Source organism: Caballeronia sp. GAWG1-5s-s (assembly GCF_023631445.1).
Lineage (GTDB): Bacteria > Pseudomonadota > Gammaproteobacteria > Burkholderiales > Burkholderiaceae > Caballeronia.
This window is the reverse complement of sequence record NZ_JALQDC010000003.1, coordinates 451,164-476,954: the sequence shown is the minus strand read 5'-3', so window position 1 is coordinate 476,954 and position 25,791 is coordinate 451,164. Positions and strand designations below refer to the sequence as shown.

General features: G+C 65.2%; 22 protein-coding genes. 17 read left to right on the top strand and 5 right to left on the bottom strand.

Features of this window, described 5'->3' with window-relative positions; translation table 11 throughout:
• The first annotated feature begins 76 nt into the window (after window positions 1-76).
• Window positions 77-1,246 (top strand): porin, encoded by a 1,170-nt coding sequence (locus NCR34_RS04655; RefSeq protein ID WP_248321667.1) that lies wholly within the window; start codon window positions 77-79, stop codon window positions 1,244-1,246.
• Between the two features lie 248 nt (window positions 1,247-1,494).
• Window positions 1,495-2,616: a porin gene (locus tag NCR34_RS04650; RefSeq protein ID WP_250499258.1), complete on the top strand. Its 1,122-nt coding sequence runs from the start codon at window positions 1,495-1,497 to the stop codon at window positions 2,614-2,616.
• Window positions 2,617-2,698: 82 nt separating this feature from the next.
• Here NCR34_RS04650 and NCR34_RS04645 read toward each other — a convergent pair whose 3' ends face one another.
• The 3 genes from NCR34_RS04645 to zwf form a co-directional block, all read right to left on the bottom strand.
• A complete protein-coding gene (locus NCR34_RS04645; protein ID WP_206467803.1) occupies window positions 2,699-4,615 on the bottom strand; it encodes a bifunctional transcriptional regulator/glucokinase in 1,917 nt (638 codons plus the stop codon).
• Entirely contained in the window at window positions 4,596-5,318 is a 723-nt protein-coding gene (gene pgl / locus NCR34_RS04640) for a 6-phosphogluconolactonase (protein WP_248321666.1), read from the bottom strand. The genes NCR34_RS04645 and pgl overlap by 20 nt, the downstream gene beginning before the upstream one ends.
• Window positions 5,319-5,451: 133 nt before the next feature.
• Window positions 5,452-6,912: a glucose-6-phosphate dehydrogenase gene (gene zwf / locus NCR34_RS04635; protein WP_248321665.1), complete on the bottom strand. Its 1,461-nt coding sequence runs from the start codon at window positions 6,910-6,912 to the stop codon at window positions 5,452-5,454.
• A gap of 606 nt (window positions 6,913-7,518) precedes the next feature.
• Here zwf and NCR34_RS04630 point away from each other — a divergent pair.
• The 5 genes from NCR34_RS04630 (at window position 7,519) to NCR34_RS04610 (ending at window position 14,179) form a co-directional block, all read left to right on the top strand.
• On the top strand, window positions 7,519-8,772 hold the full coding sequence (locus NCR34_RS04630) for an ABC transporter substrate-binding protein (protein ID WP_248321664.1): 1,254 nt from the start codon (window positions 7,519-7,521) through the stop codon (window positions 8,770-8,772).
• Between the two features lie 209 nt (window positions 8,773-8,981).
• Window positions 8,982-9,923: a carbohydrate ABC transporter permease gene (locus tag NCR34_RS04625; protein ID WP_248321663.1), complete on the top strand. Its 942-nt coding sequence runs from the start codon at window positions 8,982-8,984 to the stop codon at window positions 9,921-9,923.
• Window positions 9,913-10,770 (top strand): carbohydrate ABC transporter permease, encoded by an 858-nt coding sequence (locus tag NCR34_RS04620; protein ID WP_248321662.1) that lies wholly within the window; start codon window positions 9,913-9,915, stop codon window positions 10,768-10,770. Before NCR34_RS04625 ends, NCR34_RS04620 begins: the two co-directional genes overlap by 11 nt.
• A gap of 49 nt (window positions 10,771-10,819) precedes the next feature.
• Complete coding sequence (locus NCR34_RS04615; RefSeq protein WP_248321661.1) at window positions 10,820-11,938, top strand: ABC transporter ATP-binding protein; 1,119 nt, start codon at window positions 10,820-10,822, stop codon at window positions 11,936-11,938.
• A gap of 114 nt (window positions 11,939-12,052) precedes the next feature.
• Complete coding sequence (locus tag NCR34_RS04610; protein ID WP_248321660.1) at window positions 12,053-14,179, top strand: prolyl oligopeptidase family serine peptidase; 2,127 nt, start codon at window positions 12,053-12,055, stop codon at window positions 14,177-14,179.
• Between the two features lie 432 nt (window positions 14,180-14,611).
• On the opposite strand, the gene NCR34_RS04605 is transcribed toward NCR34_RS04610, so the two are convergent.
• Window positions 14,612-15,823 carry a Bcr/CflA family multidrug efflux MFS transporter gene (locus NCR34_RS04605; protein WP_248321659.1) on the bottom strand — a complete coding sequence of 404 codons (1,212 nt, stop codon included), beginning with the start codon at window positions 15,821-15,823 and terminating at the stop codon, window positions 14,612-14,614.
• 159 nt (window positions 15,824-15,982) lie between these two features.
• On the opposite strand from NCR34_RS04605, the gene NCR34_RS04600 reads away from it, so the two are divergent.
• The 10 genes from NCR34_RS04600 (at window position 15,983) to NCR34_RS04555 (ending at window position 24,011) form a co-directional block, all read left to right on the top strand.
• Window positions 15,983-16,543: a hypothetical protein gene (locus NCR34_RS04600; RefSeq protein WP_248321658.1), complete on the top strand. Its 561-nt coding sequence runs from the start codon at window positions 15,983-15,985 to the stop codon at window positions 16,541-16,543.
• Between the two features lie 152 nt (window positions 16,544-16,695).
• A complete protein-coding gene (gene hemL / locus NCR34_RS04595) occupies window positions 16,696-17,979 on the top strand; it encodes a glutamate-1-semialdehyde 2,1-aminomutase (protein ID WP_248321657.1) in 1,284 nt (427 codons plus the stop codon).
• A 27-nt stretch (window positions 17,980-18,006) separates the two neighbouring features.
• Window positions 18,007-19,128, top strand: a complete 1,122-nt coding sequence (gene ribD / locus NCR34_RS04590) for a bifunctional diaminohydroxyphosphoribosylaminopyrimidine deaminase/5-amino-6-(5-phosphoribosylamino)uracil reductase RibD (protein ID WP_250499193.1) — start codon at window positions 18,007-18,009, stop codon at window positions 19,126-19,128.
• Between the two features lie 29 nt (window positions 19,129-19,157).
• On the top strand, window positions 19,158-19,772 hold the full coding sequence (locus NCR34_RS04585; protein ID WP_248321656.1) for a riboflavin synthase: 615 nt from the start codon (window positions 19,158-19,160) through the stop codon (window positions 19,770-19,772).
• Between the two features lie 91 nt (window positions 19,773-19,863).
• On the top strand, window positions 19,864-20,109 hold the full coding sequence (locus NCR34_RS04580; RefSeq protein ID WP_248321655.1) for a type II toxin-antitoxin system CcdA family antitoxin: 246 nt from the start codon (window positions 19,864-19,866) through the stop codon (window positions 20,107-20,109).
• On the top strand, window positions 20,109-20,423 hold the full coding sequence (locus NCR34_RS04575) for a CcdB family protein (RefSeq protein WP_248321654.1): 315 nt from the start codon (window positions 20,109-20,111) through the stop codon (window positions 20,421-20,423). The genes NCR34_RS04580 and NCR34_RS04575 overlap by 1 nt, the downstream gene beginning before the upstream one ends.
• Window positions 20,424-20,647: 224 nt before the next feature.
• Window positions 20,648-21,814 (top strand): bifunctional 3,4-dihydroxy-2-butanone-4-phosphate synthase/GTP cyclohydrolase II, encoded by a 1,167-nt coding sequence (gene ribBA / locus NCR34_RS04570; RefSeq protein ID WP_248321653.1) that lies wholly within the window; start codon window positions 20,648-20,650, stop codon window positions 21,812-21,814.
• A 49-nt stretch (window positions 21,815-21,863) separates the two neighbouring features.
• On the top strand, window positions 21,864-22,373 hold the full coding sequence (ribH, locus tag NCR34_RS04565; RefSeq protein ID WP_175939795.1) for a 6,7-dimethyl-8-ribityllumazine synthase: 510 nt from the start codon (window positions 21,864-21,866) through the stop codon (window positions 22,371-22,373).
• Window positions 22,370-22,804, top strand: a complete 435-nt coding sequence (nusB, locus tag NCR34_RS04560) for a transcription antitermination factor NusB (protein WP_175939794.1) — start codon at window positions 22,370-22,372, stop codon at window positions 22,802-22,804. The genes ribH and nusB overlap by 4 nt, the downstream gene beginning before the upstream one ends.
• A gap of 13 nt (window positions 22,805-22,817) precedes the next feature.
• Window positions 22,818-24,011 (top strand): pyridoxal phosphate-dependent aminotransferase, encoded by a 1,194-nt coding sequence (locus NCR34_RS04555; RefSeq protein WP_250499192.1) that lies wholly within the window; start codon window positions 22,818-22,820, stop codon window positions 24,009-24,011.
• A 106-nt stretch (window positions 24,012-24,117) separates the two neighbouring features.
• Here NCR34_RS04555 and NCR34_RS04550 read toward each other — a convergent pair whose 3' ends face one another.
• Complete coding sequence (locus tag NCR34_RS04550) at window positions 24,118-25,266, bottom strand: lytic transglycosylase domain-containing protein (RefSeq protein WP_250499191.1); 1,149 nt, start codon at window positions 25,264-25,266, stop codon at window positions 24,118-24,120.
• Window positions 25,267-25,791: the final 525 nt, after the last annotated feature.

The window sequence follows — 25,791 nt, the reverse complement described above, 5'->3', positions numbered from 1 at the left end:
TTCCGGTTGGATGCGCCCGCATCGAACCGCACACGGCAGCACTTGGTTCTATTTCTTGACAGGGTTGGAGGAGATGATGAAGAAAGCTTTGCTCGCGGCAGCAGCACTGCTGACGTTCAGCGCGGTGGCGCAGGCTCAAAGCAGCGTGACGCTGTATGGCCGCCTGGACGCCGGACTGGAGTACATGAACGGCGTGCCGACCGGCGTCGGCGCCAACGGCGCGGCCACCGGCTCGTCGCACCGCTTCCGTGCGGAAAGCGGCGACTGGGGTACGAGCCTCTGGGGCATGAAGGGCGTCGAAGATCTGGGCGGCGGCTATCGCGCCGTGTTCCAGTTGGAAGGCAGCTTCAACACGATGACGGGTCAAGGCCCGGGCGGCGGCGGCCTCTTCAATCGTTGGGCGACGGTCGGTGTCGCGAACAACAACTTCGGTACGCTGCTGTTGGGTCGCGAGCTCTTCATCGCTAACGGCGTGTGGGACTTCGATCCGTTCGGTCAGTCGAACTGGTCGTCGGCTTCGCTGGTGCGTGGCCGCAACTGGCCGCAATCGAGCAACAACATTTCGTACCAGTCGCCGAAGTTCGCGGGCTTCGACTTCTACGGCCAGTACGCACTGTCGAACGCAACGAACTGGAACGGCAACGGCACGACGCCGCAAGGCCGCGAAGGTGGCGCGTACATCACGTACACCACGCCGCTCTTCCAGATTCGCGGTATGTACGACGAGATCCGCAACCCGGCCAACGGTACGCTCGGCGGCGCCTACAACGCGCTCAACGGCGGCACGACCGGCGCGAACAACGCGAACGGCAACGGCGTCTACGCGTACTCGCGCGAGTACACGGCGATGTTCAACCTGTTCCTCGGCCAGTTCAAGGTTCAGGGCGCTTACCAGGCGATCCGCTCGTCCGGCATGGTGGGCCAGTTGCCCGGCCAGCCGACCACGCTCGACCACGAATGGGGCGGCGTGACGTGGCAAGCAACGCCGGCGGCGGCACTGATCGGCGCGGTCTACCACGTGAACGGCAACAACGGCGCGGGTAACGCGACCATCTACACGGTCGGCGGCTCGTACAACCTGTCGAAGCGCACCCTGTTCGACCTGCAGGTCGCGACGGTGCAGAACAGCAAGACGGCCAACTACGGCCTGAACGCCAACAACTTCGGCACGGCCGCCGCCACGGACAACCCGTTCGCCGGCCACAGCCAGACGGGCGTCTACGCCGGCATTCAGCACTCGTTCTAAGCAGCGAGTCTGAACCAAGAATAGTTCTATAAGGTTTTCACGCTGCTGCGAGAGGCGCGTATCGGTGCGGTGCCCGAAAGGGTGTCGCACCGTTTTTTATTGGCGGCTCGTCTGACGCATGCATGCGGCGGCTTGTTGCCGCGTTTGTCAAATTGAATCAAAAGTACAAAGCCGGCCCTCCGAAAATGTAGTTCTCCTTCAAAATCCAACGGCAGTTGGTTCACTTTTGACAGGAGTTGGAGGAGATGATGAAGAAGGCTTTGCTTGCAGCGGCGGCGCTGCTCACGTTCGGCGCGGCGGCGCATGCCCAAAGCAGCGTGACGCTGTATGGCCGCCTGGACGCGGGACTCGAATACATGAACGGCGTGCCGACCGGGGCGGCGAAGAACGTCACGGCGAGCCGCATCCGCGCCGAAAGCGGCGACTGGGGCACGAGCCTGTGGGGCTTGAAGGGCGCCGAAGATCTGGGCGGCGGCAATCGCGCCGTGTTCCAGCTGGAAGGCAGCTTCAACACCATGACGGGCCAGGGCCCCGGCGGCGGCGGCCTCTTCAACCGCTGGGCGACGGTCGGTATCGCCAACAACAGCTTCGGCACCGTGCTGCTCGGCCGCGAACTGTTCGTGTCCAACGGCGTGTGGGACTTCGATCCATTCGGCCAGTCGAGCTGGTCGTCGGCTTCGCTGGTGCGTGGCCGCAACTGGCCGCAATCGAGCAACAACATCTCGTACCAGTCGCCCAAGTTCGCGGGCTTCGACTTCTACGGCCAATACGCGCTTTCGAACGCGACCAACTGGAACGGCAACGGCACGACGCCGCAAGGCCGTGAAGCAGGCGCGTACGTCACTTATACGTCGCCCTACTTCCAGATTCGCGGCATGTACGACGAGATCCGCAATCCGGCCAACGGTCAACTCGGCGGCAGCTACGGCACGACTCAAGGCGTCTACGCCTACTCGCGCGAATACTCCGCGATGGCCAACGTGTTCCTCGGCCAGTTCAAGGTTCAGGCCGGTTATCAGGCGATTCGTTCTTCGGGCATGACCGGCCAGTTGCCGGGCGAGCCGACCACGCTCGACCACGAATGGGGCGGCGTGACGTGGCAGGCGTCGCCGGCCGCGGCGCTGACGGCTGCTGTCTATCACGTGAACGGCAACAACGGCGCAGGCAACGCGACGATGTACACCGTCGGTGGCTCGTACAATCTGTCGAAGCGCACTCTGTTCGACCTGCAAGTGGCCACCGTTCAGAACAGCAAGACGGCGAACTACGGCCTCAACGCGAACAGCTTCGGCACCGCTGCGTCGACGGACAATCCGTTCCCCGGCCGCAGCCAGACGGGCGTGTACGCGGGCATTCAGCACTCGTTCTAAGCAGCGCGTCTGACTCAACAAGCATCATAGAAAGGGCCGCCGATTCGCATCGGCGGCCCTTTTCATTCGCACTGCTCGGGCGTTATTCCTTCGCCATGCCCGACGCACCGTGACTCAGCCAGTCGAGCACGGCGGCGGCTTCGTCGTCGCTGGACTCGCGGGCTTGCGCGACCGTCTCGCTGATCTTCGCACCCGGCTGCGGCGCCGCGCGGCGAATGGCCACGCCGACCGCCAGGATGTCGATGATCACGAGATGCAGAATGCGCGAGATCATCGACAACTGCGACTCGCGAATCTCGATGTGATCCGTCTCCAGCGCCACCGTCGCGCGCTTGGCGAGCGGCGTGTTGCTCGACGTGATCGCGATGACCGTCGCGCCCTGCTGCATCGCCACTTCCAGCACGCGCAGCAGTTCCGGCGCGCGCCCGGACTTCGACACGGCCACGATCACATCGCCCTTGCCGAGCAGCGCCGCCGACGCCGCCTGCATGTACAGATCGCCGTAGGCAATCGTCGGGATGCCGAAGCGGAAGAACTTGTAGTGCGCGTCCTGCGCGACGATGTTCGAATTCCCCAAGCCATAGAACTCGATGCGCCGCGCGCCGTTCAGAATGTCGATCGCGCGCTCGACGTTCTCGAAGTTCAGATGCTCGCGCAGCTGAAGGATGGCCGACACGGTGTTGTCCAGCACCTTCGCGCCGAAGTCGGTGGCCGTATCGCCGAGATGCACCTGGCTGTGGCTCACCGGAATCGTGCCGGTGAGACCCGTCGCGAGCTTCAGCTTGAAGTCGGAGAGGCCCTGACAGCCCAGCGAGCGGCAAAAGCGAATCACCGTCGGCTGGCTCACGTCGGCCTTGCGCGCGATGTCGATGATCGGATCGTTGATGATCGAGCGCGGATGATTCAGCGCGAGATCGGCCACGCGCCGCTCGGCGGGCGTGAGCGCATCGCGCATCTGGCGAATGCGCTCGAACACCGCCGACGATCCGCTGTTCGCGCGATTCGACAACTGCTCGGCAAGAATCGCGGAGACGCCGAGGAACGCCGGATATTCCGCGGTGATGACGTAAGTCGGAATGCCGGACAAATACTGCTGGAAACGCCCTTTCGACTCGAATCGCTCGCGAAACGGCGACTTGTGGAAGAGCTCGCCCAGCTTCAGCACGATGCCGCCGCCGATATAAATGCCGCCCAGCGCGCCGAGCGTCACCGCGATGTTGCCGGCGAACGTGCCGAGGATCGCGCAGAAGCAGTTCACCGTTTCGAGCGCGAGCGCCTCGCCTTGATGCGCGCGCGTGGTGACGTCGGCGGCGGTGAAGGTGTCGGCCACCGCGACATTGTCGCGCTCCGCGAATGCGCGGTAGATCAGCTCCAGCCCCTGCCCCGCGCACACGCGCTCGAACGACACGTGCGGGAACTTGCGGCGCGCATAGCGCGTGACGAGGTCTTCGCTTTCATCGAACGGCGAAAAGGTAGCGTGGCCGCCTTCGCTGCCGAGCGCGATCCAGCGATCGTCCGCGGGAATCAGACCCGACACGCCCAGGCCCGTGCCCGGACCCAGAAGGCCGATCACGCTGTTCTGCCGGCGCGCGCCGCCGCCCACCTGCACGCGCTGCGCATCGGTGAGACCGGGCAGCGCCATCGCGAGCGCGGTGAAGTCGTTGACGACGAGCAGCGTGTCGAAGCCGAGCGCGCGGCGCGTCGCTTCGATCGAAAAGCTCCAGTCGTGGTTCGTCATCTTCACGTGATCGCCGTCCACCGGATTGGCGATCGCGATCGCAGCGTGATTCACGCGGCCGACTTTCGTGTCCTTCAGATACTGCTGCATGACTTCGGCGATGCCGGGGTAATCGGCGCCCGGATACACGCGAATCTGCCCGATTTCGCCGGGCGCCGTCTCCAGCGCGAAGCGCGCGTTGGTGCCGCCGATGTCGGCGAGCAGCCTCGGTCCATCGGCGTGGCTCGCCGCCGGCGCGGCCTTATGCACACCAGTAGACATCGAGCTTCACTCCTTCATCGTTGGCCAGGGTCGAGATGGCATTCTTTTGGCGCGCGGCGAGCGCCGCGTTCAGCACGTCCAGTTTCTTCTGGCCGGAGATGAAGAGGAAAAGCTGCTTCACCTGCTTGAGCGCGGACATCGACAGGCTCACCCGCGCGTGCGGCGCGTTGCCCGGATGCACGGCGACGAAGCGGTCCTGCGTGGAAATGGCGAAGTCCCATTCGGGCGCGTCCGCGAAGATGGACGCCGTGTGGCCGTCCTCGCCCATGCCGAGCACGGCGACATCCGGCAGACGGCGGCGCGCGTCGGCGTTGAGCGCGGCGACGTGCGCGTCGAGCGTGGCGGACGTATCGACGAGCGGCAGGAAGTAGGCGGCCGCGCCCGCGTCTTGCAGCAGCGTCTCGCGCACGAGGCGCGCGTTGCTCGCGGAATCGGTTTCAGGCACCCAGCGGTCGTCGACGAGCGTCACGTCGATGTGCGCCCACGCGAGCGGCTCGTGCGAGAGCGTCTGCAAGAACGGACGCGGGCTCGTGCCGCCGGACACGGCGAGCGTGGCATGAGCGGACTGTCCTGATGCGGCTGCGCTGGCATCGGCCGATGCGGCGCCTCTGGCCGCGAGCGACGCGGCAAGCGCGTCGCTGACGGCCTTCGCCAGCGCGTCCGAGTGGGCGCGCGGGTCGTCGAAAGTGCGAAGCTCGATCACTGCTCCTCCATCCTGCTTGTCTTGGTTTATCGACCCGCCTTATGCCGCGAAGCCGCGAACGGCCCGCGAAGCGGTCTTGTGTGCTGGCGTCCCGCGCGGCGTCTCTCTGAATGGAGGCGTCAGCGCGACGCCCTCAATTCTCTTCTTCCAGCCAGCACGTGCCATGCTGCGCGAGCATCGCGCTCGACGCCGCCGGCCCCCACGTGCCCGCCGCGTACGGCTTGGGCTTGTTCGTCGACGCCGCCCACGCGTTCAGAATCGGCTCGACCCAGCGCCACGCGGCTTCCTGCTCGTCGCGACGCACGAAGAGCGCGAGCCGCCCGTGGATCACGTCCAGCAACAGCCGCTGGTACGCCTCCATCTGCCCTTCCTTGAAGAACTGGTCGAACGCGAGGTCCAGATGGACGCTTGCGAGATTCATGCCCTCGCCCGGCTGCTTCGCGAGGCAGTAGAGGCGAATGGTCTCGTTCGGCTGCAGGCGGATCACGAGCCGGTTCGCGCCCGCGCGCAACGCATTTGCGCCGAGCGCCGAATGCGGCACGGGCCGGAAATTCACGACGATCTCCGCGACGCGGTCCGCGAGGCGCTTGCCGGTGCGTAGGAAGAACGGCACGCCGGCCCAGCGCCAGTTTTCGATCTCGACTTTCAGCGCGACGAAGGTTTCCGTGTTGCTGTCGGGGCGCACGCCGGCTTCCGTTGCGTAGGCGGGCACCGATGCGCCGCGAATCACGCCCGCGTGATACTGCCCGCGCACGGCGACGCGGCTGATGTCTCGCTCGTCGATTGGCTTCAGCGCGCGCAGCACGCGCAGCTTTTCGTCGCGCACGGAGTCGGAATCCATCGAATGCGGCGGCTCCATCGTCACGATGGAAAGCAGTTGCAGCAAGTGGTTCTGCACCATGTCGCGCAACGCGCCGGTGTTGTCGTAGAAGTCGCCGCGCGCTTCCACGCCGAGTTCTTCCGCAATGGTGATCTGGATGCTCTCGACCCATTCGCGCCGCCACAACGGCTCGAAGAGCGCATTGCCGAAGCGCAGTGCCAAGAGGTTCTGCACCGGCTCCTTGCCGAGATAGTGGTCGATCCGGTAGATCTGCTCTTCCTGGAAGATCTCGCCGACCGCGTCGTTGATGGCGTTGGACGACTTCAGGTCATAGCCGAGCGGCTTTTCAAGCACGATGCGCGCGTTCTGGTTCAGGCCGACTTCCGACAGCGCGCGGCAGATGGGCACGAAGAGCGACGGCCCCGTCGCGAGATAAAACACGCGCGTGCCGTCGTATTTGGCGAGCGCGTCGCGCAGCACCACGAAGTCTTCCGCGCGGCCCAGATCGAGCTGCACGTATTCGATGCGCTCCAGGAAGCTGCGCCACGCGGTCTCGTCGAGGCCCTTCTTCGACACATGAGGCTTCACGTGTTCCTCGACCCACGCGAGGTATTCGCCCGGAGCCTGCGCGCCGCGCGCCACCGCGACTATCTTGCCCGACGCGGCCAGCATGCCCGCCCGGTGCGCTTCGAACAGCGCCGGAAGAATCTTGCGCATCGACAAGTCGCCGGTCCCGCCGAAGAGCACGAAGATGAAATTCGAGTCGCTTTCCATGGGTTTTGAGGCCGTCTGTGAAGTCGGTGGGACGTCGAACGAAAGGGTACCGTAGTTCGACAAAATTTTTTTTGACACTGAATTGTAGTTTAACTACAATCCAAATCAAGAGGAAATGTCACCCGGGAAAAAAATGGCTTGTCAATCAGAAGCTGAGTGTTTTCCCTAAGGCGACCGCGTACTCATGTTAGCGAAGACCGGAAATCGCTGCTTCCATGCACCGGCTGCGTTTCGCACGTGTACCGCCTCGCGCCTGCGCCCTCTCGTTCCGCGTTGCAATCGCGGCTCGTGTGCGCGGGTAAAAATCAAAAGCAATCACTAGCATGGGCCGGCACAGGCATGACGCCATCGGCTCGCAGAGGAGACAGTCGTTGCGATTTGACCTACTCATCTCTTGAGAGCCGAGCGGCCGACTATCGGATATCGGACTGCCGGCTTCGCACGCGCGCATGCATCGCCCGCGTGGCGCGCTTCTCCGCCGACACCCCCGACACCCGAGCCACGGCCACCCAAGCATTGCCGTTGTGTAACCACCGTTTTTTTCAACGCTTCCTGGCGACATCAGGGGCCACTCGTTACTTGTTCAGGTGCTGGAGGAGATAAACAATGAAAGTCCGTAAGCTCATGGGCGCGCTGTGCGCCGCAGGTCTTCTGTGCGGCGCGACGGCGTCGGCGGTTCAGGCTGCCGAGGCTGTCTCCGTGCTGCACTGGTGGACCTCGGGCGGCGAATCGAAAGCGGTCGGCGTGCTCAAGGACGACATGACCAAGCAGGGCTATCAGTGGAAGGACTTCGCGGTCGCGGGCGGCGCAGGCGCTGCGGCGATGACCGCGCTGAAGACCCAGGTGATCTCGGGCAACGCGCCGTCGGCGGCTCAGATCAAGGGTCCGCTGATCCAGGAATGGTCGGAGCAAGGCGTGCTGGTGCCGATCGACTCGGTCGCCGGCGACTGGAAGAAGAACCTGCCGCCGGAAATCGACAAGATCATCCACGCTGACGGCCACTATGTCGCCGCGCCGTTCTCGGTGCATCGCGTGAACTGGCTGTACATCAACAAGGCCGCGCTCGACAAGGCAGGCGGCAAGGTCCCGACGACCTGGGCCGAGTTCTTCCAGGTGGCCGACAAGATGAAGGCCGCGGGCATCATGCCGATCGCGATGGGCGGCCAGCCGTGGCAAGACCTGACGCTGTGGGAAGACGTCGTGCTGTCGCAGGGCGCGGACTTCTACAAGAAGGCCATCGTCGATCTGGACCAGAAGACGCTGACCTCCGACAAGATGGTCTCGGTGTTCGACACCGTCCGCAAGATCCAGGGCTACTTCGATAGCGGCCGCACCGGCCGCGACTGGAACCTCGCCACCGCGATGGTCATCAACGGCAAGGCCGGCATGCAGTTCATGGGCGACTGGGCGAAGGGCGAATTCGCCGGCGCGAACAAGAAGGCCGGCACGGACTACGTCTGCGCCGCCGTGCCGGGCACGGAGAAGGCCTACACCTTCAACGTCGACTCGTTCGTGTTCTTCCAGCAGAAGGGCCAGAAGACGGCCACGCCGGGCCAGCTCGCGCTCGCGAAGACCATCATGTCGCCGGACTTCCAGGAACAGTTCAGCCTGAACAAGGGCTCGATCCCGGTGCGTCTCGGCGTGAAGATGGACAAATTCGACGACTGCGCGAAGAAGTCCTACGCTGATGAACAGACGGCGATCAAGTCGGGCGGCTATGTTCCGTCGCTCGCGCACGGCATGGCTCAGGGCGACGCTGTCGCGGGCGCCATGACCGACGTCGTGACGAAGTTCATGAATTCGTCGCAGGATTCGAAGAGCGCGGTTCAGGCGCTCGCGAACGCCGCCAAGACGAAGTAAGGACGTAGCAGCGTGACGGGCGGCAGGCGGCGCAGCACGGCCGCCCGCCGCCCGAGCCACAGAAGCGTCACATAACGTCGTACCAAGCGCCGGTCGTGCCGAAGTCAGCCGATCCGAAAGCACACCTTCGCACCGCGCGCGCAAGTCAGCGTCATTCAAGCGCGTCATGGCGCAATCTAAGCGCCGGCGCATCTTCCAGGAGTCGAGTTGTGACTGCCTCCCTCAGCGGTACCGCGGAAAAGAGTCCGCACCAGCCTCGCCGCGCTTCGCCCACGGCGGCGCTCGCCGATCGCTGGATTCCCAAGCTGGTGCTCGCTCCCAGCATCGTGATCGCGCTCGTCTTCGTCTACGGCTTCATTGCCGTGACAGGCTATCTGTCGCTGTCCGAATCGCGACTGATGCCGCGCTACGAGTTCGCCGGCTTCGACCGATACCGGCAGCTTTTCGCCAACGACGTCTGGTGGACCTCCGCCGCCAATCTCGGCTGGTTCGGCATTCCGTTCATCGCCATTTGCGTCGCCCTCGGCCTCTTCCTCGCGATCCTGCTCGACCAGAAAATCCGCAACGAAGGCGCGCTGCGCGCGGTCTTTCTGTACCCGATGGCGCTGTCGTTCATCGTGACGGGCACCGCGTGGCAATGGATTCTGAACCCCGGCCTCGGCATCGAAAAGGTGTTCCACGACTGGGGCTGGACGAGCTTCACGTTCAACTGGCTCGGCGATCCGGACAAGGCGATCTTCTGCGTCGTGATCGCGGCGGTCTGGCAATCGAGCGGCTTCGTGATGGCGCTTTTCCTCGCCGGCCTGCGCGGCGTGGACAGCGAAATCTTCAAGGCCGCGCAAGTGGACGGCGCGACGCTGCCGACCATCTACCGCAAGATCGTGATTCCGAGCATGCGTCCGGTGTTCTTCTCGGTGCTGCTGATTCTCTGCCACATCACGATCAAGACCTTCGACCTCGTCGTCGCGTTGACCGCCGGCGGACCGGGCACGTCGTCGTCGCTGCCGGCCATCTTCATGTACACGTTCTCGTTCAACCGGGGACAACTGGGCGTCGGCGCCGCTTCGTCGATGATGATGCTCGCCACGGTCGTCGCGGTTCTCGTGCCGCTCATGTATCTGGAATCGAGGAGCACTCGCAATGCAGCCTAAGATGACGATCAGCCGCGCCGTCATTTACGCGGTGCTGATTCTTTTCGCGCTCTACTTCCTGTTCCCGATCTACGTGATGCTGTCCACGTCGTTCAAGGACCTGGACCAGCTTCGCACCGGCAACCTGCTCACGCCGCCCACGCACTTCACGCTCGCGCCGTGGGTGAAGGCGTGGCAGGAAGCGTGTACCGGCGTGCGCTGCGACGGCATGGAGCCGTTCTTCATGAACTCCGTGCGCATGGTGATACCGGCCGTGCTGATCTCGTCGATCGTCGGCGCGTTCAACGGCTACGTGCTCACGCACTGGCGCTTCCGCGGCGCGGACGCGTTCTTCACGATGCTGCTCGTCGGCTGCTTCATCCCGTTTCAGGCCATTCTTCTGCCGATGGCGCGGCTGCAAGGCTTCCTCGGACTGTCGAACACGACGAGCGGCCTCGTGCTCGTGCACGTGATCTACGGCATCGCGTTCACGACCATGTTCTTCCGCAACTTCTACGTGAGCATTCCGGCTGAACTCGTGAAGGCGGCGCGCATCGACGGCGCGGGCTTCTTCATGATCTTCACGAAGATCCTGCTGCCCGTCTCGCTGCCGATCTTCATGGTCTGCCTGATCTGGCAGTTCACGCAGATCTGGAACGACTTCCTGTTCGGTATCGTGTTTTCGGGCGTGGATTCGATGCCGATCACGGTGGCGCTGAACAACCTCGTCAATACGTCGACGGGTGTGAAGGAATACAACGTGGACATGGCGGGCGCGATCATCGCGGCCTTGCCGACGATTCTCGTCTACATGATCGCAGGACGTTACTTCGTGCGCGGCCTGACGGCGGGCGCGGTGAAGGGTTGAGCGCAACGAACGCGCTTCCCGCTGAAGAGACAACATAGAGGAATCAAGCATGGCAAGCCTTTCCATCCGTGACGTGTACAAGACCTACCCGAACGGGGTGCCGGTTCTCAAGGGCGTCAACATCGACATCGAGGACGGACAGTTCCTGATCCTCGTCGGCGGCTCGGGCTGCGGCAAGTCCACGCTGCTCAACATGATTGCGGGGCTGGAGACCGTCACCAAGGGCGAGATCCAGATCGACGGCAAGACGGTCAACAACCTCTCGCCAAAGGACCGCGATATTGCGATGGTGTTCCAGTCGTACGCGCTCTACCCTTCCATGAGCGTGCGCGACAACATCTCGTTCGGCCTCAACATTCGCAAGGTGCCGAAGGACGAGCAGAAGAAGATCGTCGATCGCGTCTCCGAGACGCTGCAGATCGGCCACCTGCTCGACCGCAAGCCGGGGCAACTGTCGGGCGGTCAGCGTCAGCGCGTCGCCATGGGCCGCGCGCTCGCGCGCGATCCGGTGATGTTCCTCTTCGACGAGCCGCTCTCGAACCTCGACGCGAAGCTGCGCATCGAGATGCGCTCGGAAATCAAGCTGCTGCATCAGCGCCTCGGCACGACGATCGTCTACGTGACGCACGATCAGATCGAAGCGATGACGCTCGGCGACCGCATCGCCGTGATGAAGGACGGCATCGTGCAGCAGTTCGGGGCACCGCAGGAAATCTACGATTCGCCGTCGAACCTGTTCGTGGCGGGCTTCATCGGCGCGCCGCCGATGAACTTCATCAGCGGCAAGCTGGTCGAGGCCGGCGCGGGCGTCGGCCTGGAACTGGACACGGGCGTCGCGCGTAACGTGCTGAAGTTGCCGTTCGATGCCGCGAAGCTGCGCGGCAGGATCGGTCAGGACGTGGTGCTCGGCCTTCGCCCGGAGCGCATCACCGACGCGCGCAGCGCGCACGACGTCGCAGATGCGAGCCTGCAACCGATGGACGTGCGCGTCGACGTGATCGAGCCGACCGGCCCGGACACGCTCGTGTTCGCGCAGGTGAACGGCAAGCGCATCGTGTCGCGCGTGCACCCGGCGAGCAATCCGCAGCCGTTGTCGAACATGACGCTGCTGTTCGATGTGTCGAAGGCGGTGCTGTTCGACCCGAAGACGGAAGAGCGGCTGGCCTGAGCGCCGTCGTTGCTGATCTGCTTCCAAGCCGCGCCTCGTGCGCGGCTTTTTGTTTGATGGCGCGGTCGCGCCGATGCGGCACAATCAGCGTTTCGCTTTTGAATGCGCCGCGCCATGTCCCTTCTTTCCGATCACCCTTCCCTTCTCTGGCCGCAAGCCGACAACCCTGATCCTTTCATCGGACTCGAATCGCTCGACGACGCCCGCGTACAAGCCTGGATCGATGCCCAGAATCGCCGCACCGAAGCAGCCTTCGGCGAAACGCCCGACGCGCGCGCGCTCGCCGCGCGGCTCGAGAAGGCGTACACGTCGCAGGATCGCATCGTCACCTGCTCGCGCTACGGCGACTGGGCCTACAACACGTGGCAGGACGACGCGCATCCGCTCGGCATCGTGCGCCGCGCGCCGTGGAGCGCGTGGCTCGCCGGCACGCCCGAATGGGACATCGTGCTCGATGTCGATGCGCTCGACCTGAACACGAACGAGCACGACGACACGCGCTGGGCGCTCGCCGACTTCGACATGCTCTACCCCGGCTATGACCGCGCGCTCGTCTCGCTGTCGCCGGGCGGATCGGATGCGTGCATCGTGCGCGAGTTCGATATCCAGGAACGCCGCTTCGTGGAAGACGGCTTCGCGCTGACGGACGTCGGCAAGCACGACATTTCGTGGATCGACCGCGATACGGTCTATGTCGGCTGGGACGACAGCAAGACGAGCGCGCGGCCCGCGCTCACGACGTCGGGCTTTCCGCGTCAGGCGCGGCGCTGGAAGCGCGGCACGCCGCTCGCCGATGCGCCCGTCGTGTTCGAAGGCGCGCGCCGCGACGTATCGGCGGGCGCGGACTACGATCCGCTCGAAAAGCTGCATCTCGCGTCGCGCGCCGTGACGTTCTACGACACGCTGCACTTCTGGCTCGACGAAACCGCGAACGAATGGCATCAGTACGACCTGCCTCAGCACGTCGAGATCGAGCACTGGAACGGCTGGCTCTTCGTCACGCCGCGCAAGCAATGGAACGTGGGCGGCCGGCGTCACGCGGCAGGCTCGCTCACCGTGATCCGGCGCGACGCGTTTCTCGACGGCTCGCGCAACTTCACCGCGCTCTTTACGCCCGCCGAGCGGCGCGTGTTGGCGAGCATCGACTTCACGAAACAATGGCTGATCGTCTCGCAAATGGACGACGGCACGCCGCGCGTCACGCTCTGGCGTCCGCCCGCGGATGGCGACGGCGCGTGGCAATCGCGCGAGTTTGCGTTGCCGGACGCGAGCCAGAGCTATGTCGATTCCATCGACAGCGAGCGCGACGACACGGTCCTCATCCACGTCGAGCACTTTCTGATGCCGCCGTCGCTCTATCACGCCGATCTTGCCAGCGACGCCCCGTGGGCCTTGCTCGCGCGTCTGCCCGCGCAGTTCGACGCGTCCGGGCTCACCGCCGTGCGCCGTCATGCGATCGCGCCCGACGGCGAGCGCATTCCGTACTGGCTGATCGGCCGCGATGTCGATGCGCAGACGCCGCAACAAGCGCGGCCGTGCCTGCTCTACGGCTACGGCGGCTTCGAAGTCGCGCTGGACCCGCAATACGACGCGACGACCGGCATCGCGTGGCTGGAGCGCGGCGGCCTGTACGCGGTGGCGAACATTCGCGGCGGCGGCGAGTTCGGTCCGCAATGGCATCAGGCGGCGCTGCGCGAGAACCGGCAAGTCTCGTTCGACGATTTTGTCGCGGTGGCGCAGGCGCTCGTCGAGAGCGGCGTCACCACGGCGAAGCAGCTCGCCATTCGCGGCGCGAGCAACGGCGGCCTGCTCACCGCCGTGTGCATGGTGCAGCGGCCGGAGTGCTTCGGCGCCGTGCTGTCGGAGGTGCCGCTCGTCGACATGGCGCGGTTTCACACGCTCTTGCAAGGCGCATCCTGGATCGACGAATACGGCGATCCGGACGACGCCGCCGATCTCCCGCATCTGATGGCCTATTCGCCGTATCAGAACGTGAAGGCGGATGCCGTCTATCCGCCGGCGCTCTTCACGTCATCGACGAGCGACGACCGCGTGCATCCGGGCCACGCGCGCAAGATGGTCGCGAAGATGCAGGCGCAAGGCCACGACAACGTCTGGTATCAGGAAACGGGCGAAGGCGGCCACGGCGCGGGCGTCGAGCCGGAAGCGGTCGCGCAGGCCGAAGCGGCGGCGTTCACGTTTCTCGCTTCGGTTGTCGGGCCGCTGCCGCCGACACGGTGATCCGCTCGCGGCGCAACGGCGTGTTTCGGTGAAAAAGCGTCGCTCTCTTACGATTCGAATTCGTTCGATATAGCCGAGCTTACGGCCCGCCTATAGTTCAACCATTCCTTGTTGATCCGGCGAAACGCCTTCCTCGACAGAAGGTTCGCGGCAACGGGAATGGTTTGACTGACTTTTCGACCGAAACGAACTGATCGGGAACACCTTTGACCCAGGCACCCGATTCTCGACAGGAGGAGACGCCTATCGCCCAAACCGAATCGAGCGAGTATTCACCTTTGACCCGGACGAATACTGCCCACTAAAACGGCTCGACCGCGCGGCCTTCTGACCCAAGGCGGCATGAGTCGAGTTGAAACACCTTTGACCCAGATTGACCTCGCCATCGCGCGAGGTTTTTTTTCGCCCAACGCGCCGCGTCACTGCCTGACTTCAGACGCGCACGGGCGCCGCGTGCGAGCGCATCACGAGCGTGCGCCCGGCGAACGTCAGGACGCCGCACGTGCCGATGACGATGCCCATGCCGTGCGGCGAGACGTCGTGAAAGAGGCCGACGGCGAGACTCGCGAGCGCGCCGAGCGCGAGCTGCATCGCGCCGAAGACGGCGGCCGCCGCTCCCGCGTTGCGCGGATAACGGTGCATGAGTTCGGTCGTGCAATTGGCGGACAAGAGGCCGACCACGCCGACGACAAAGAACAGGCTCGCGACGATCGACCACAAGCCGCCCCAGCCCGTCAGCGAGACGAGCGCGACCACGAGGGCCGCCACGACGCTGACGAACGCCGCGCCGGAAATCATCTTCATCGCGCCCACGCGCCCGACGAGCTTCGTGTTGAGCACATTCCCGCCGATGATCCCGACGATATTGAGCCCGAATAAAAGCCCGTAATGCTGCGGCTTGACGTGGAAATAGTCGATGTAGACGAACGGCGTCGCGGTGATATACGCGAACATCGACGCGAACGCCATGCCGCCGCACAACACATGGCCCCACGTGACCGTATCGGTCAGCAGATGCCCGTATGCCGCGAACGACGTGCCGAGCGCCGCGCCCGCGCGTTTCTCCTTCGGCCACGTTTCGGGCACGCGCAGGAACGCGGTCACCGCGCACAGCGTGCCGAAGAGCGTGAGCGCAACGAACACCACACGCCAGCCGCCGAGCAGCAGCAGTTGCCCGCCGATCAGCGGCGCGAGCAACGGGCCGATGGACGTGACGATGGAGAGCATCGACAGGACGCGGGCGGCGTCGGTCGGCGCGTGCGCGTCGCGGGCGATGGCGCGCGCGAGCACCGACGCCGCGCCCGCGCCGAGCGCCTGCAGGAAGCGCACGAACACGAGTGCGTCGATGGAGAACGCCGTCGCGCACGCGATGCTCGCGAGCGCGTACAGCGCGATGCCGCCCAGAAGAATCGGCCGCCTGCCGTAGGCATCGGACAATGGGCCGTACAGCAGCATGCCGAACGAGAAGCCGAACATGAAGCTCGTCAGCGTGCTTTGCGCGGCGGCCGGGCTCGTCCCGAACGCGGCGGCGAGCGACGGCAGGCTCGGCAGATACATGTCGATGGACAGCGGACCGCATGCGGCGAGCGCGCCGAGCAACAGGATCAGCCGGCCATCGGGCCGGCGGCGGGTAGTGTCTGACATCGAGTGTGCAAGGATGAAGACGAGCGCTGCGTGGCCCGTCGTGGTGGTTGCAGCTATCGGAGAAAGCGTTCGAAGCGAGCGGCCATTGTACGCGACGCCCCGGTTTGACCGGGTACGCTAAGCTCACCGCTTCCGCCCTTCCCTCCTTTCCTCGACACGATGACCGCCTTTCTGCTGATCTGGAGCCCGAAGAAGTGGCCGTGGCCCGAATTGCCCGAGATCGCGCGCCGGGTGGCGGCAGGCGAAGCCGTCGCCGATGTCTGGGGCTGCGGCACCGCGCGCGGCCTCATGCCGGGCGATCGCGTGTTCGTGCATCGCGTGGCGCAGGAACCGAAAGGCGTGTTGGGCTCGGGCTACGTGACGCGCGCGCCGTATGAAGTGCCCGACGCGCAGTCGAAGCGCGGGTATCGGCTGTGCATCGACTTCGTGTATGACTGGCTCGTCGATGCACATGAACATGTCGTCGTCACGCGCGACGAGTTGCGCGCGCATCCGTTCTCCGTGCAGACGTGGGATGCGCAAAGCTCCGGCACGCTCATCAAGCCGATGGCCGAGGGCGCGCTCGAAAAGCTCTGGACCGAGCGCACCGGCCGGCGCGGCCGTCCGCCCGCGTTGAGCCAATCCACCGTTCCCGCAGTGCCGAGCAAAGCGAGCGCGCGCCAGGCCCGCGCAGCCGACGACGCGCCGCCGCGCAAGCCCGCGCGAACGCGCCAGCAGTAACCGGCTCCCCGTCAACGAGTCCGGTACAATTTCAGGCAACACTTGTCGCACCGGACGCGCATCGGCGCCGTGCTTTCATCGCGCCGGGCGGCGTCTTTCGCCGCGCAAGCCGGTCGCGTGTCTTGCATCCACTTTCAGCGCAGGCCTTCTCCATGTCCAAGAACCAAGCCCTCTTCGAACGCGCTCAGCGAACCATCCCCGGCGGCGTGAATTCGCCGGTGCGGGCGTTTCGCTCGGTCGGCGGCACGCCCCGCTTCATCGAGCGCGCGCAAGGCCCGTACTTCTGGGATGCCGAAGGCAAACGCTATATCGACTACATCGGCTCGTGGGGGCCGATGATCGTCGGCCACGTGCACCCGGAAGTGCTCGAAGCGGTGCAGCGCGTGCTGGCCGACGGCTTCTCGTTCGGCGCGCCGACCGAAGCGGAAATCGAAATCGCGGAGGAAATCTGCAAGCTCGTGCCGTCCATCGAACAGGTGCGCATGGTGTCTTCCGGCACCGAAGCGACGATGAGCGCGCTGCGTCTTGCGCGCGGCTTCACGAACCGCAGCCGCATCGTGAAGTTCGAGGGCTGCTATCACGGCCACGCGGACAGCCTGCTCGTGAAGGCGGGCTCGGGCCTGCTGACTTTCGGCAATCCGACGTCGGCGGGCGTGCCCGCGGACATTGCAAAGCACACGACGGTGCTCGAATACAACAACGTCGAGCAGCTCAACGAAGCATTCGCGGCGTTCGGCGCGGAGATTGCGTCGGTGATCGTGGAGCCGGTCGCGGGCAACATGAACCTCGTGCGCGCGACACCCGAGTTCCTGAACGCGCTGCGTGAACGCTGCAACGAGTACGGCTCCGTGCTGATTTTCGACGAAGTGATGTGCGGGTTTCGCGTCGCGCTCGGCGGCGCGCAGCAGGTGTACGGCATCAAGCCGGACCTCACGTGCCTCGGCAAGGTCATCGGCGGCGGCATGCCGGCGGCGGCGTTCGGCGGACGACGCGACATCATGGCGCATCTCGCGCCGCTCGGAGGCGTCTATCAGGCGGGCACGCTCTCGGGCAATCCCATCGCGGTGGCGGCGGGCCTAAAGACGCTGCAAATCATTCAGCGCGAAGGCTTCTACGACGACCTCGCGAAGAAGACGCGCAAGCTCGTCGACGGCCTCACGTCTGTCGCGCGCGAAGCCAAAGTGCCCTTCTGCGCCGACTCGATCGGCGGCATGTTCGGCCTGTACTTCATGGATCAGGTGCCGGGCAGCTTCGCGCAGATCGCGAAGGGCGACACGAAGCGCTTCAACGCGTTCTTCCACGCGATGCTCGATGCCGGCGTGTACTTCGCGCCGTCCGCGTTCGAAGCGGGGTTCGTGTCCAGCGCCCACGACGACGCCGTGCTCGACGCAACGCTCGACGCCGCGCGTGGCGCGTTCGCGTCGCTCGCGGTTTAAGGCCGCGTCGCGCAACGGGCCGCCGCGATGTTCTCGCAATCCGATTTCACCTACATGGAGCGCGCGCTCGCGCTCGCCTCGCGCGGCATGTACACGACGACGCCGAATCCGCGCGTCGGCTGCGTGCTCGTCAAAAACGGCGAAGTGATCGGCATGGGCTTCACGCAGCCGGCCGGCCAGGATCACGCCGAAGTGCGCGCGCTGAAAGACGCCCGTTCGCGCGGCAAGGACCCGCGCGGCGCGACCGCGTACGTGACGCTCGAACCGTGCAGCCACTTCGGGCGCACGCCGCCCTGCGCGCACGCGCTGATCGACGCGCGCGTCGAGAAAGTCATCGCCGCGATGGAAGACCCGAACCCGGCCGTGTCCGGCCGCGGCCTCGCGATGCTGCGCGACGCGGGCATCGACGTGCGCTGCGGGCTGCTCGCGAACGAGGCGCACGAAATGAACATCGGCTTCGTCTCGCGCATGACGCGCCGTCGGCCGTGGGTGCGCATGAAAGTGGCGGCGACGCTCGACGGACGCACAGGCCTGCCATCGGGCGAAAGCCAGTGGATCACCGGCGAAGACGCGCGCGCCGACGGTCACGCGTGGCGCGCCCGCGCCTGCGCGATCCTGACCGGCATCGGCACGGTACGCGAGGACGATCCGCAACTCACCGTGCGCGCGGTCGACACGCCGCGCCAGCCGCAGCGCGTTCTGATCGACAGCCGGCTCGACGTGCCGCTGGATGCGCGCATTCTCGACGACGCGCCGCCGTGGATCTTCCATTCCGCGCACGCCGACGCCCAACGCGCCGAGTTGCTGCGCGATAAGGGCGCGCAATTGATCGAGTTGTCGAACGAGCACGGCAAGGTGGATCTTCCGGCGATGCTCACGGCGCTCGCAGATCGCGGCATCAACGAACTGCACGTCGAGGCGGGGCACAAGCTGAACGGCTCGCTCTTGCGCGAAGGCTGCGTCGACGAACTGCTGGTGTATCTCGCGCCGAGCCTGCTCGGCAGCGCGCCCGGCATGTTCGACTTCGCGCCGCCCGCCACGCTCGATGCGCGGCCGCATCTCAAGTTTCATCGCATCGACCGGCTCGGCGACGATCTGCGCATTCTGGCGCGCTTCGCCGATGCGCACGTCGCCGGTCCCTTGCTCTAAACACGCTTCGATACAAAGGAACGCGCTTCATGTTTACAGGAATCGTCGCGGCGGTAGGCCGCATCGAAAAGGTCACGCCGCTCGGCGCGGAGCCGCAAGCCGGCGTGCGTCTGCGGGTGGCGGCGGGCGGCCTCGATCTCGCGGACGTCGAACTGGGCGACAGCATCGCGATTCAGGGCGCGTGCATGACGGTGATCGAGAAGACGCCGGATGCGTTCGATGTCGACGTCTCGCGCGAAAGCCTGAACAAGACGGTCGGCCTGGGCGATGCGGGGGCGGAGGTCAATCTCGAAAAGGCGCTGCGCGCGCACGACCGGCTGGGCGGGCATCTGGTGTCCGGCCACGTAGACGGGCTCGGCACGGTGTCGCGCTTCGAGCGCGTGGGCGAATCGCATGAATTGCGGATCGTCGCGCCGAAGGACATTGGCAAATATCTGGCGTACAAGGGCTCGGTGACGGTGAACGGCGTGAGTCTGACGGTGAACGCCGTCGAGGATCGCGCGGATGGTTGCGAGTTTTCGATCAACCTGATTCCGCATACGGTCGAAGTGACGACGTTAAAGGCGCTTCACGCGGGCGCGAAGGTGAATCTGGAGATCGATCTGATCGCGCGGTATGTGGAGAGGATGATGTCGGCGGGGTAAGCCGGTACGGCGCATAGCGCGAGGCCCCCCGCGAGGTAACGGCCTCATGTGGGTTACAATGCGCATAAATACCCACATCGAGAGGGCGATCATGCGCCACACGACGACCGACACCATTCCGCGCCGGGCTACCAACATTAGCCTGCCCGAGGACGTCTACAAGGACGCAAAGGAGCTCGGCATCAACTTCTCGCAGACGTGCGAGCGCGCGATACGACAGGCAGTGCAGTTGGAGAAAGATCGCCAGTGGGCGATCAAACATGCGGAGTTCATCCAGGCGTACAACGACATGATCGAGCGCGATGGCTTGCCGCTCGGACAATACCGGACGTTTTGATGGCCCGGTTCGACGTTTTCGCCAATCCAAGTGGACACGCCAGTACGCCTTATATTGTCGAGGTCCAGGGGAATCATCTATCGGGGCTGGCAACGCGCGTGGTCATTCCACTGCGCCGATTAGACCGGATCGCTCCGGTACCGCTTCCGCCCGATCTGATTCCCGTGTTTTCAATCGAGGGAATCGAGTGCATGCTCGATACCCCGACGCTTGCCGCCATTCCGCGCAGCGCGTTGACCAAGCCAGTCAGCTCGCTCGTACATCGACAGGACGAGATCTTGTCGGCGCTAGACCGATTGTTCGGCGGCTGGTGAGCGTCATACGCAAACGTCGCTGAAGCGCGCGCGTTGCCGGACATCGCGCGTTCGTCCGGCGCCGGCGCCTCCCGCGGCCCTGCGCTCTACCCAAGCCGACGCAACGCTCGATCGCGTTGCAAGCAGCACGACACGCCGCCCCGCCCCGCGTTTTCCCGACAACTGTCCATCGGCCGTGGCGTAAAATACAGGCCTTTCCCAAACAGACCTGCCGGGACGCCACCATGTCGATCGCTTCCACTCCAGAAATCATCGCCGAGCTCAAGGCCGGCCGCATGGTGATCCTCGTCGACGAGGAAGATCGCGAGAACGAAGGCGACCTGATCGTCCCCGCCGACTTCATCACGCCCGAAGCGATCAACTTCATGGCGCGCTACGGCCGCGGCCTGATCTGCCTCACGCTCACGCAGGAACGCTGCAAGCTGCTGAACCTGCCGCTCATGACGCAGCGCAACGGCACGCAGTACGGCACGGCGTTCACCGTCAGCATCGAAGCCGCCGAGGGCGTGACCACCGGCATTTCCGCCGCCGACCGTTCGCGCACCATCGCCGCGGCGGTCGCGGCCCATGCGCGCGCCGAGGACATCGTCCAGCCGGGTCACGTGTTCCCGATCATGGCGCAGCCGGGCGGCGTGCTCGTGCGCGCGGGCCACACGGAAGCCGGCTGCGACCTGACCGCGCTCGCGGGCCTCACGCCTGCTGCCGTGATCTGCGAAGTGATCCGCGACGACGGCGAAATGGCGCGTCTGCCGGACCTCATCGAATTCGGCGAGCAGCACGGCATCAAGATCGGCACCATCGCGGACCTGATCCACTATCGCAGCCGCACCGAATCCATCATCGAGAAGGTCAGCGAGCGCACCATGCAGACCGCGCACGGCACGTTCCGCGCGGTGCTGTATCGCGACGAACCGACCGGCTCGCCGCATATCGCGCTCGTGCGCGGCACGCCGTCGCCGGACCGCGAAACGCCCGTGCGCGTGCACGAACCGCTGTCGGTGCTGGATCTGCTCGAAATCGACGCGTCCACGCACTCGTGGACCATCGACGCCGCCATGAAGGAAATCGCCGCGCGCGATCTCGGCGCTATCGTCATGTTGAATTGCGGCGACAGCCGCGAGCATCTGGTCGAAACCTTCCGCGCGCTCGACGAAAGCGACAAAGCGGCGAAGCCGCAGCGCCGCCCGATCGACTTCAAGACCTACGGCATCGGCGCGCAGATTCTGCGCGATCTGGGCGTCGGCAAGATGCAGGTGCTCGCCAATCCGCGGCGCCTCGGCAGCATGTCGGGCTACGGGCTCGAAGTGACCGGCTTCATTCCGATGCCCGGCTGCCCCGCGACGGCGGCGAGCGCCACGGACGGCACAGTGGCGCATCTGCGTTCGGCCTGATTCACGACAGCCGCCGCATCCAACTTATTCCAAACCAACGGATCTCTACATGGAAATCGGACAATACCAGCCGAACCTCGACGGTGACGGCCTGCGCATCGGCATCGTGCAGTCGCGCTTCAACGAACCGGTGTGCAACGGCCTCGCGGATGCCTGCATCGAGGAGCTGGAGCGCCTCGGCGTGATCGGCGAGGACGTGCTGCTCGTGACCGTGCCGGGCGCGCTCGAGATTCCGCTCGCGCTGCAAAAGCTCGCAGAATCCGGCCAGTTCGACGCCCTGATCGCGCTCGGCGCGGTCGTGCGCGGCGAGACGTACCACTTCGAGCTCGTGTCGAACGAAAGCGGCTCGGGCATTTCGCGCATCGCGCTGGATTTCGGCATTCCGGTGGCGAACGCGGTGCTCACGACCGAGAACGACGAACAAGCCGTCGCGCGCATGACCGAAAAGGGCCGCGACGCTGCGCGCGTGGCGGTCGAAATGGCGAATCTGTCGGTCGCGCTGGAACAGCTCGGCGGCGACGAAGAAGATGACGAAGACGAAGACGAGGACCGCGCATGAAGAGCGCACGACGCCGCTCGCGTGAACTCGCGACGCAAGGGCTTTACCAATGGCTGCTGTCGGGTGCGCCCGGCGGCGAGATCGACGCGCAACTGCGCAACGCGCAGGGCTTCGACAAGGCCGACCACGAACATCTGGACGCGATCCTGCACGGTGTCATCAAGGAAGCCGATGCGCTTTCCGCCGAACTGCAACCGTGCCTCGACCGCCCGATCGACCAGCTCTCGCCGGTCGAACGCGCGGTGTTGCTCGTGGCCGCTTTCGAGTTCAAGCATCACATCGACATTCCGTATCGCGTGGTCATCAACGAGGCCGTGGAGCTGACGAAGACCTTCGGCGGCTCGGACGGCTACAAGTACGTGAACGGCGTGCTGGACAAGCTCGCCGTCGCGATGCGCCCTGCCGAAGCGCAGGCGCGCGGGCGCGGCTAACGGGATCGACGGCATGAATACCGCTTCGGAACCGCTCATGCGGCTCGCCTCCCGCGTCGACGCGATCGAGCCGTTCTACGTGATGGAGCTGATGAAGGACGCCCAGGCGCTCGAACGCGCCGGACGCGACATCATCCACATGGGCATCGGCGAGCCGGACTTCACCGCGCCCGCGCCCGTCACGCGTGCCGCCGCCGACGCGCTCACGCGCGGCGTCACGCAGTACACGAACGCGCTCGGCGTCACGGCGTTGCGCGAGGCGATCGCCGCGCATTACCGCAACGCGTTCGGCCTAAGCGTCGATCCCGCGCGCATCGTGGTGACGGCGGGTGCGTCGGCGGCGCTCTTGCTCGCGTGCATGGCGCTCGTCGACAACGGCGACGAAGTGTTGATGCCCGACCCGTGCTATCCGTGCAACCGGCACTTCGTGTCGGCGGCGGACGGCAAGCCGGTGCTGATCGCGAGCGGCCCGGCCGAACGCTTCCAGCTCACCGCCGATCAGGTCGAAGCGCACTGGACGCCCGCGACGCGCGGCGTGCTGCTCGCGTCGCCGTCGAATCCGACGGGAACCTCCATCGAGCCGGACGAACTGCGGCGCATCGTCGGGAAGGTGCGGGAGCGCGGCGGCTTCACCATCGTCGATGAGATCTACCAAGGCCTGAGCTACGACGCAAAGCCCGTGTCGGCGCTCTCCTTCGGCGACGACGTGGTGACGGTCAACAGCTTCTCGAAGTACTTCAACATGACCGGCTGGCGGCTCGGCTGGCTCGTCGTGCCGCACGCGATGGTCGGCGCGGTCGAGAAGCTCTCGCAGAATCTGTTCATCTGCGCCTCGGCGCTGGCGCAGCATGCTGCGCTCGCGTGCTTCGAGCCGGAGACGCTCGCCATCTACGAAGCGCGCCGGCTGGAGTTCAAGCGGCGGCGCGACTACATCGTGCCGGCGCTGCGGTCGCTCGGTTTCGGCGTGCCGGTGGTGCCGGACGGCGCGTTTTACGTCTACGCCGATACGACGAGCGTGCCGCATCCCGCCGCCGGCGACAGCGAAAGGCTCACGCGTTCCATGCTGCACGACGCCGGCGTAGTGCTCGTGCCGGGCGCGGATTTCGGCTTTCACGCGCCGGACCGTTACATCCGGCTCTCGTATGCGACGGCGTATTCGAAGCTGGAACAAGCGGTGTCGCGGCTCGGGGACTTGTTCAGTCGCTGAATTTCAGTCGCTGGATTTCAGTCGCTGGGTTTCAGTCGACTCAAACGACAAAAAGGGCACCCGCTTGAGGTGCCCTTTTCTTTTGTCCGACCGTTCGACTGACCGATCAGGCGCCCAGCTCAGCGGACACGGCGTGCTTCGACTCGCCGGAATCGCTCTCGTCCTGCGCGTCGGCCTTCTTCGCGCCGTCGATCGTCACGTGGACGCGCTTGGCCGTATCCGCCGAGGCGGAAGCCAGCACCTGCTTCGGCGCGGCCTGAACCGGCGCCTGCGGCGCGTTGATCGGCACGTTGCGGCCGCGCGCGACATCGCGCAGACGCGCACGTTCGGCCAGCACCTTCGCGCCATAGCCGCCGTCGTCCTGCGAGGTCGAGCCGACGTAGTAGCGCAGGCCGCCCGCCACCGAGCCGCCCCGCGCGATGCAATCCTTCAACACCAGCGCGCCGACCTTGATGTTCGCGAGCGGATCGAGCGCCGCGTGGCTGCCGCCGAAGTACTCGAACTTATCCGAGTGCACCTTCGACATCACCTGCATCAGCCCTTTCGCGCCGACGCCGCTTTCCGCGTACGGATTGAAACCCGATTCGATGGCCATCACCGACAGCAGCAGCAGCGGATCGAGACCGACTTCGCGGCCGGTGTCGAACGCGGCGCGCACGAGGTCGCTGACCGGCTCTTCGGCCACGCGATACCGCCGCGCGATGAAGTTCGCGACGAGCTTCTGCTCGCGCGTGGAGACGAGCACGCGGTCGTCGCGCGCATCGGCGACAATGCGCTGCGCCGGAATCGCGCTCGCCAGCAAGCTGACCGAAGGCATGGTGCGCGGATCGAGCCCGTTGGGCGACACGGCGAGACTGATGCCGCCGGTCAGTTGGCGCGTGCTCTCGTCGTCCGTGGCGGCGGCGCCTAGCGACGGCACCTGCGCCGCCGGCGCAGCGGTCCGGTCGGAGTTCGCGGCGAGGCTGATCGGCGCCGCGTCCGCCGGCTGGCGATGCACCGCCGAGAACGGAGGAAGCGGCTGGCCGGCGAGAAGCCGCGCAGGACCCGCCTGGACCGCGGCGGACACGAACGGCATGATCCGTGCGGCGAAGGTGGTGCGCCAGGACGGCAGAAGCCACAGCGCGAGCGCCGTGACGATCGCCGCGCAACCGACCAGGCTGAAGAGATAGTGACTCATACGGCTTCCACGACGCAGCGCGGTGCGCAAACTTTGCGCGACGCGAGTGTCGGGACGCCACGATAACCAAGCGTTCATCGATGCTCCCAATGTTGCATGATTTAGGCTGATGAATACCAATAAACCGGTGTTCGAAAGCGCAAATCAGACACCGCTCGCTCTTGGCAAGGCGTAAGCGGCATCGGGGAAACGGCATGCGCCGTCTGGAAAGCCGAACCGGCAAAAGCGGCCGGAGTGCGCGGCACGAACAGCATGCCCTTGATGCGCAGATGGCTTCCCACGCGAAAAACCGGCGTTCGATAACGCCGGCCGTGACAACCAACAGCCATGAATCGCCGGGCAGGTGCGGCGCAGGCGACGCATAGCGTCTGAGAAAAGACCTGAGGCTAAGGTAAAAAGTTTCAAAACCTGCAATGGATGCGAAGGGATTCTAGCAGGGTTTAATGATCCGTCAATGCTATACCGTTCCGTTTCAATTACTTACAGTAATAATGAACACCGTTTAGGAGCGCCAGCGCACGTCCCAAAGGCGCTTTCCAGCGGAATTTCCTGAATGTCTCCCAGCGCACGGACTGACACGCAGGTAAAATCGACAATCGCCTA

Coding starts and splice junctions, on each gene's coding strand:
- hemL (WP_248321657.1), top strand. CDS start 16,696: ATGTCCAAGAACCAAGCCCTCTTCGAACGCGCTCAGCGAACCATCCCC.
- nusB (WP_175939794.1), top strand. CDS start 22,370: ATGAAGAGCGCACGACGCCGCTCGCGTGAACTCGCGACGCAAGGGCTT.
- NCR34_RS04615 (WP_248321661.1), top strand. CDS start 10,820: ATGGCAAGCCTTTCCATCCGTGACGTGTACAAGACCTACCCGAACGGG.
- ribH (WP_175939795.1), top strand. CDS start 21,864: ATGGAAATCGGACAATACCAGCCGAACCTCGACGGTGACGGCCTGCGC.
- NCR34_RS04575 (WP_248321654.1), top strand. CDS start 20,109: ATGGCCCGGTTCGACGTTTTCGCCAATCCAAGTGGACACGCCAGTACG.
- NCR34_RS04550 (WP_250499191.1), bottom strand. CDS start 25,266: ATGAACGCTTGGTTATCGTGGCGTCCCGACACTCGCGTCGCGCAAAGT.
- NCR34_RS04580 (WP_248321655.1), top strand. CDS start 19,864: ATGCGCCACACGACGACCGACACCATTCCGCGCCGGGCTACCAACATT.
- NCR34_RS04630 (WP_248321664.1), top strand. CDS start 7,519: ATGAAAGTCCGTAAGCTCATGGGCGCGCTGTGCGCCGCAGGTCTTCTG.
- ribBA (WP_248321653.1), top strand. CDS start 20,648: ATGTCGATCGCTTCCACTCCAGAAATCATCGCCGAGCTCAAGGCCGGC.
- NCR34_RS04645 (WP_206467803.1), bottom strand. CDS start 4,615: ATGTCTACTGGTGTGCATAAGGCCGCGCCGGCGGCGAGCCACGCCGAT.
- NCR34_RS04610 (WP_248321660.1), top strand. CDS start 12,053: ATGTCCCTTCTTTCCGATCACCCTTCCCTTCTCTGGCCGCAAGCCGAC.
- NCR34_RS04650 (WP_250499258.1), top strand. CDS start 1,495: ATGAAGAAGGCTTTGCTTGCAGCGGCGGCGCTGCTCACGTTCGGCGCG.
- NCR34_RS04655 (WP_248321667.1), top strand. CDS start 77: ATGAAGAAAGCTTTGCTCGCGGCAGCAGCACTGCTGACGTTCAGCGCG.
- NCR34_RS04555 (WP_250499192.1), top strand. CDS start 22,818: ATGAATACCGCTTCGGAACCGCTCATGCGGCTCGCCTCCCGCGTCGAC.
- NCR34_RS04600 (WP_248321658.1), top strand. CDS start 15,983: ATGACCGCCTTTCTGCTGATCTGGAGCCCGAAGAAGTGGCCGTGGCCC.
- NCR34_RS04605 (WP_248321659.1), bottom strand. CDS start 15,823: ATGTCAGACACTACCCGCCGCCGGCCCGATGGCCGGCTGATCCTGTTG.
- NCR34_RS04585 (WP_248321656.1), top strand. CDS start 19,158: ATGTTTACAGGAATCGTCGCGGCGGTAGGCCGCATCGAAAAGGTCACG.
- ribD (WP_250499193.1), top strand. CDS start 18,007: ATGTTCTCGCAATCCGATTTCACCTACATGGAGCGCGCGCTCGCGCTC.
- zwf (WP_248321665.1), bottom strand. CDS start 6,912: ATGGAAAGCGACTCGAATTTCATCTTCGTGCTCTTCGGCGGGACCGGC.
- NCR34_RS04620 (WP_248321662.1), top strand. CDS start 9,913: ATGCAGCCTAAGATGACGATCAGCCGCGCCGTCATTTACGCGGTGCTG.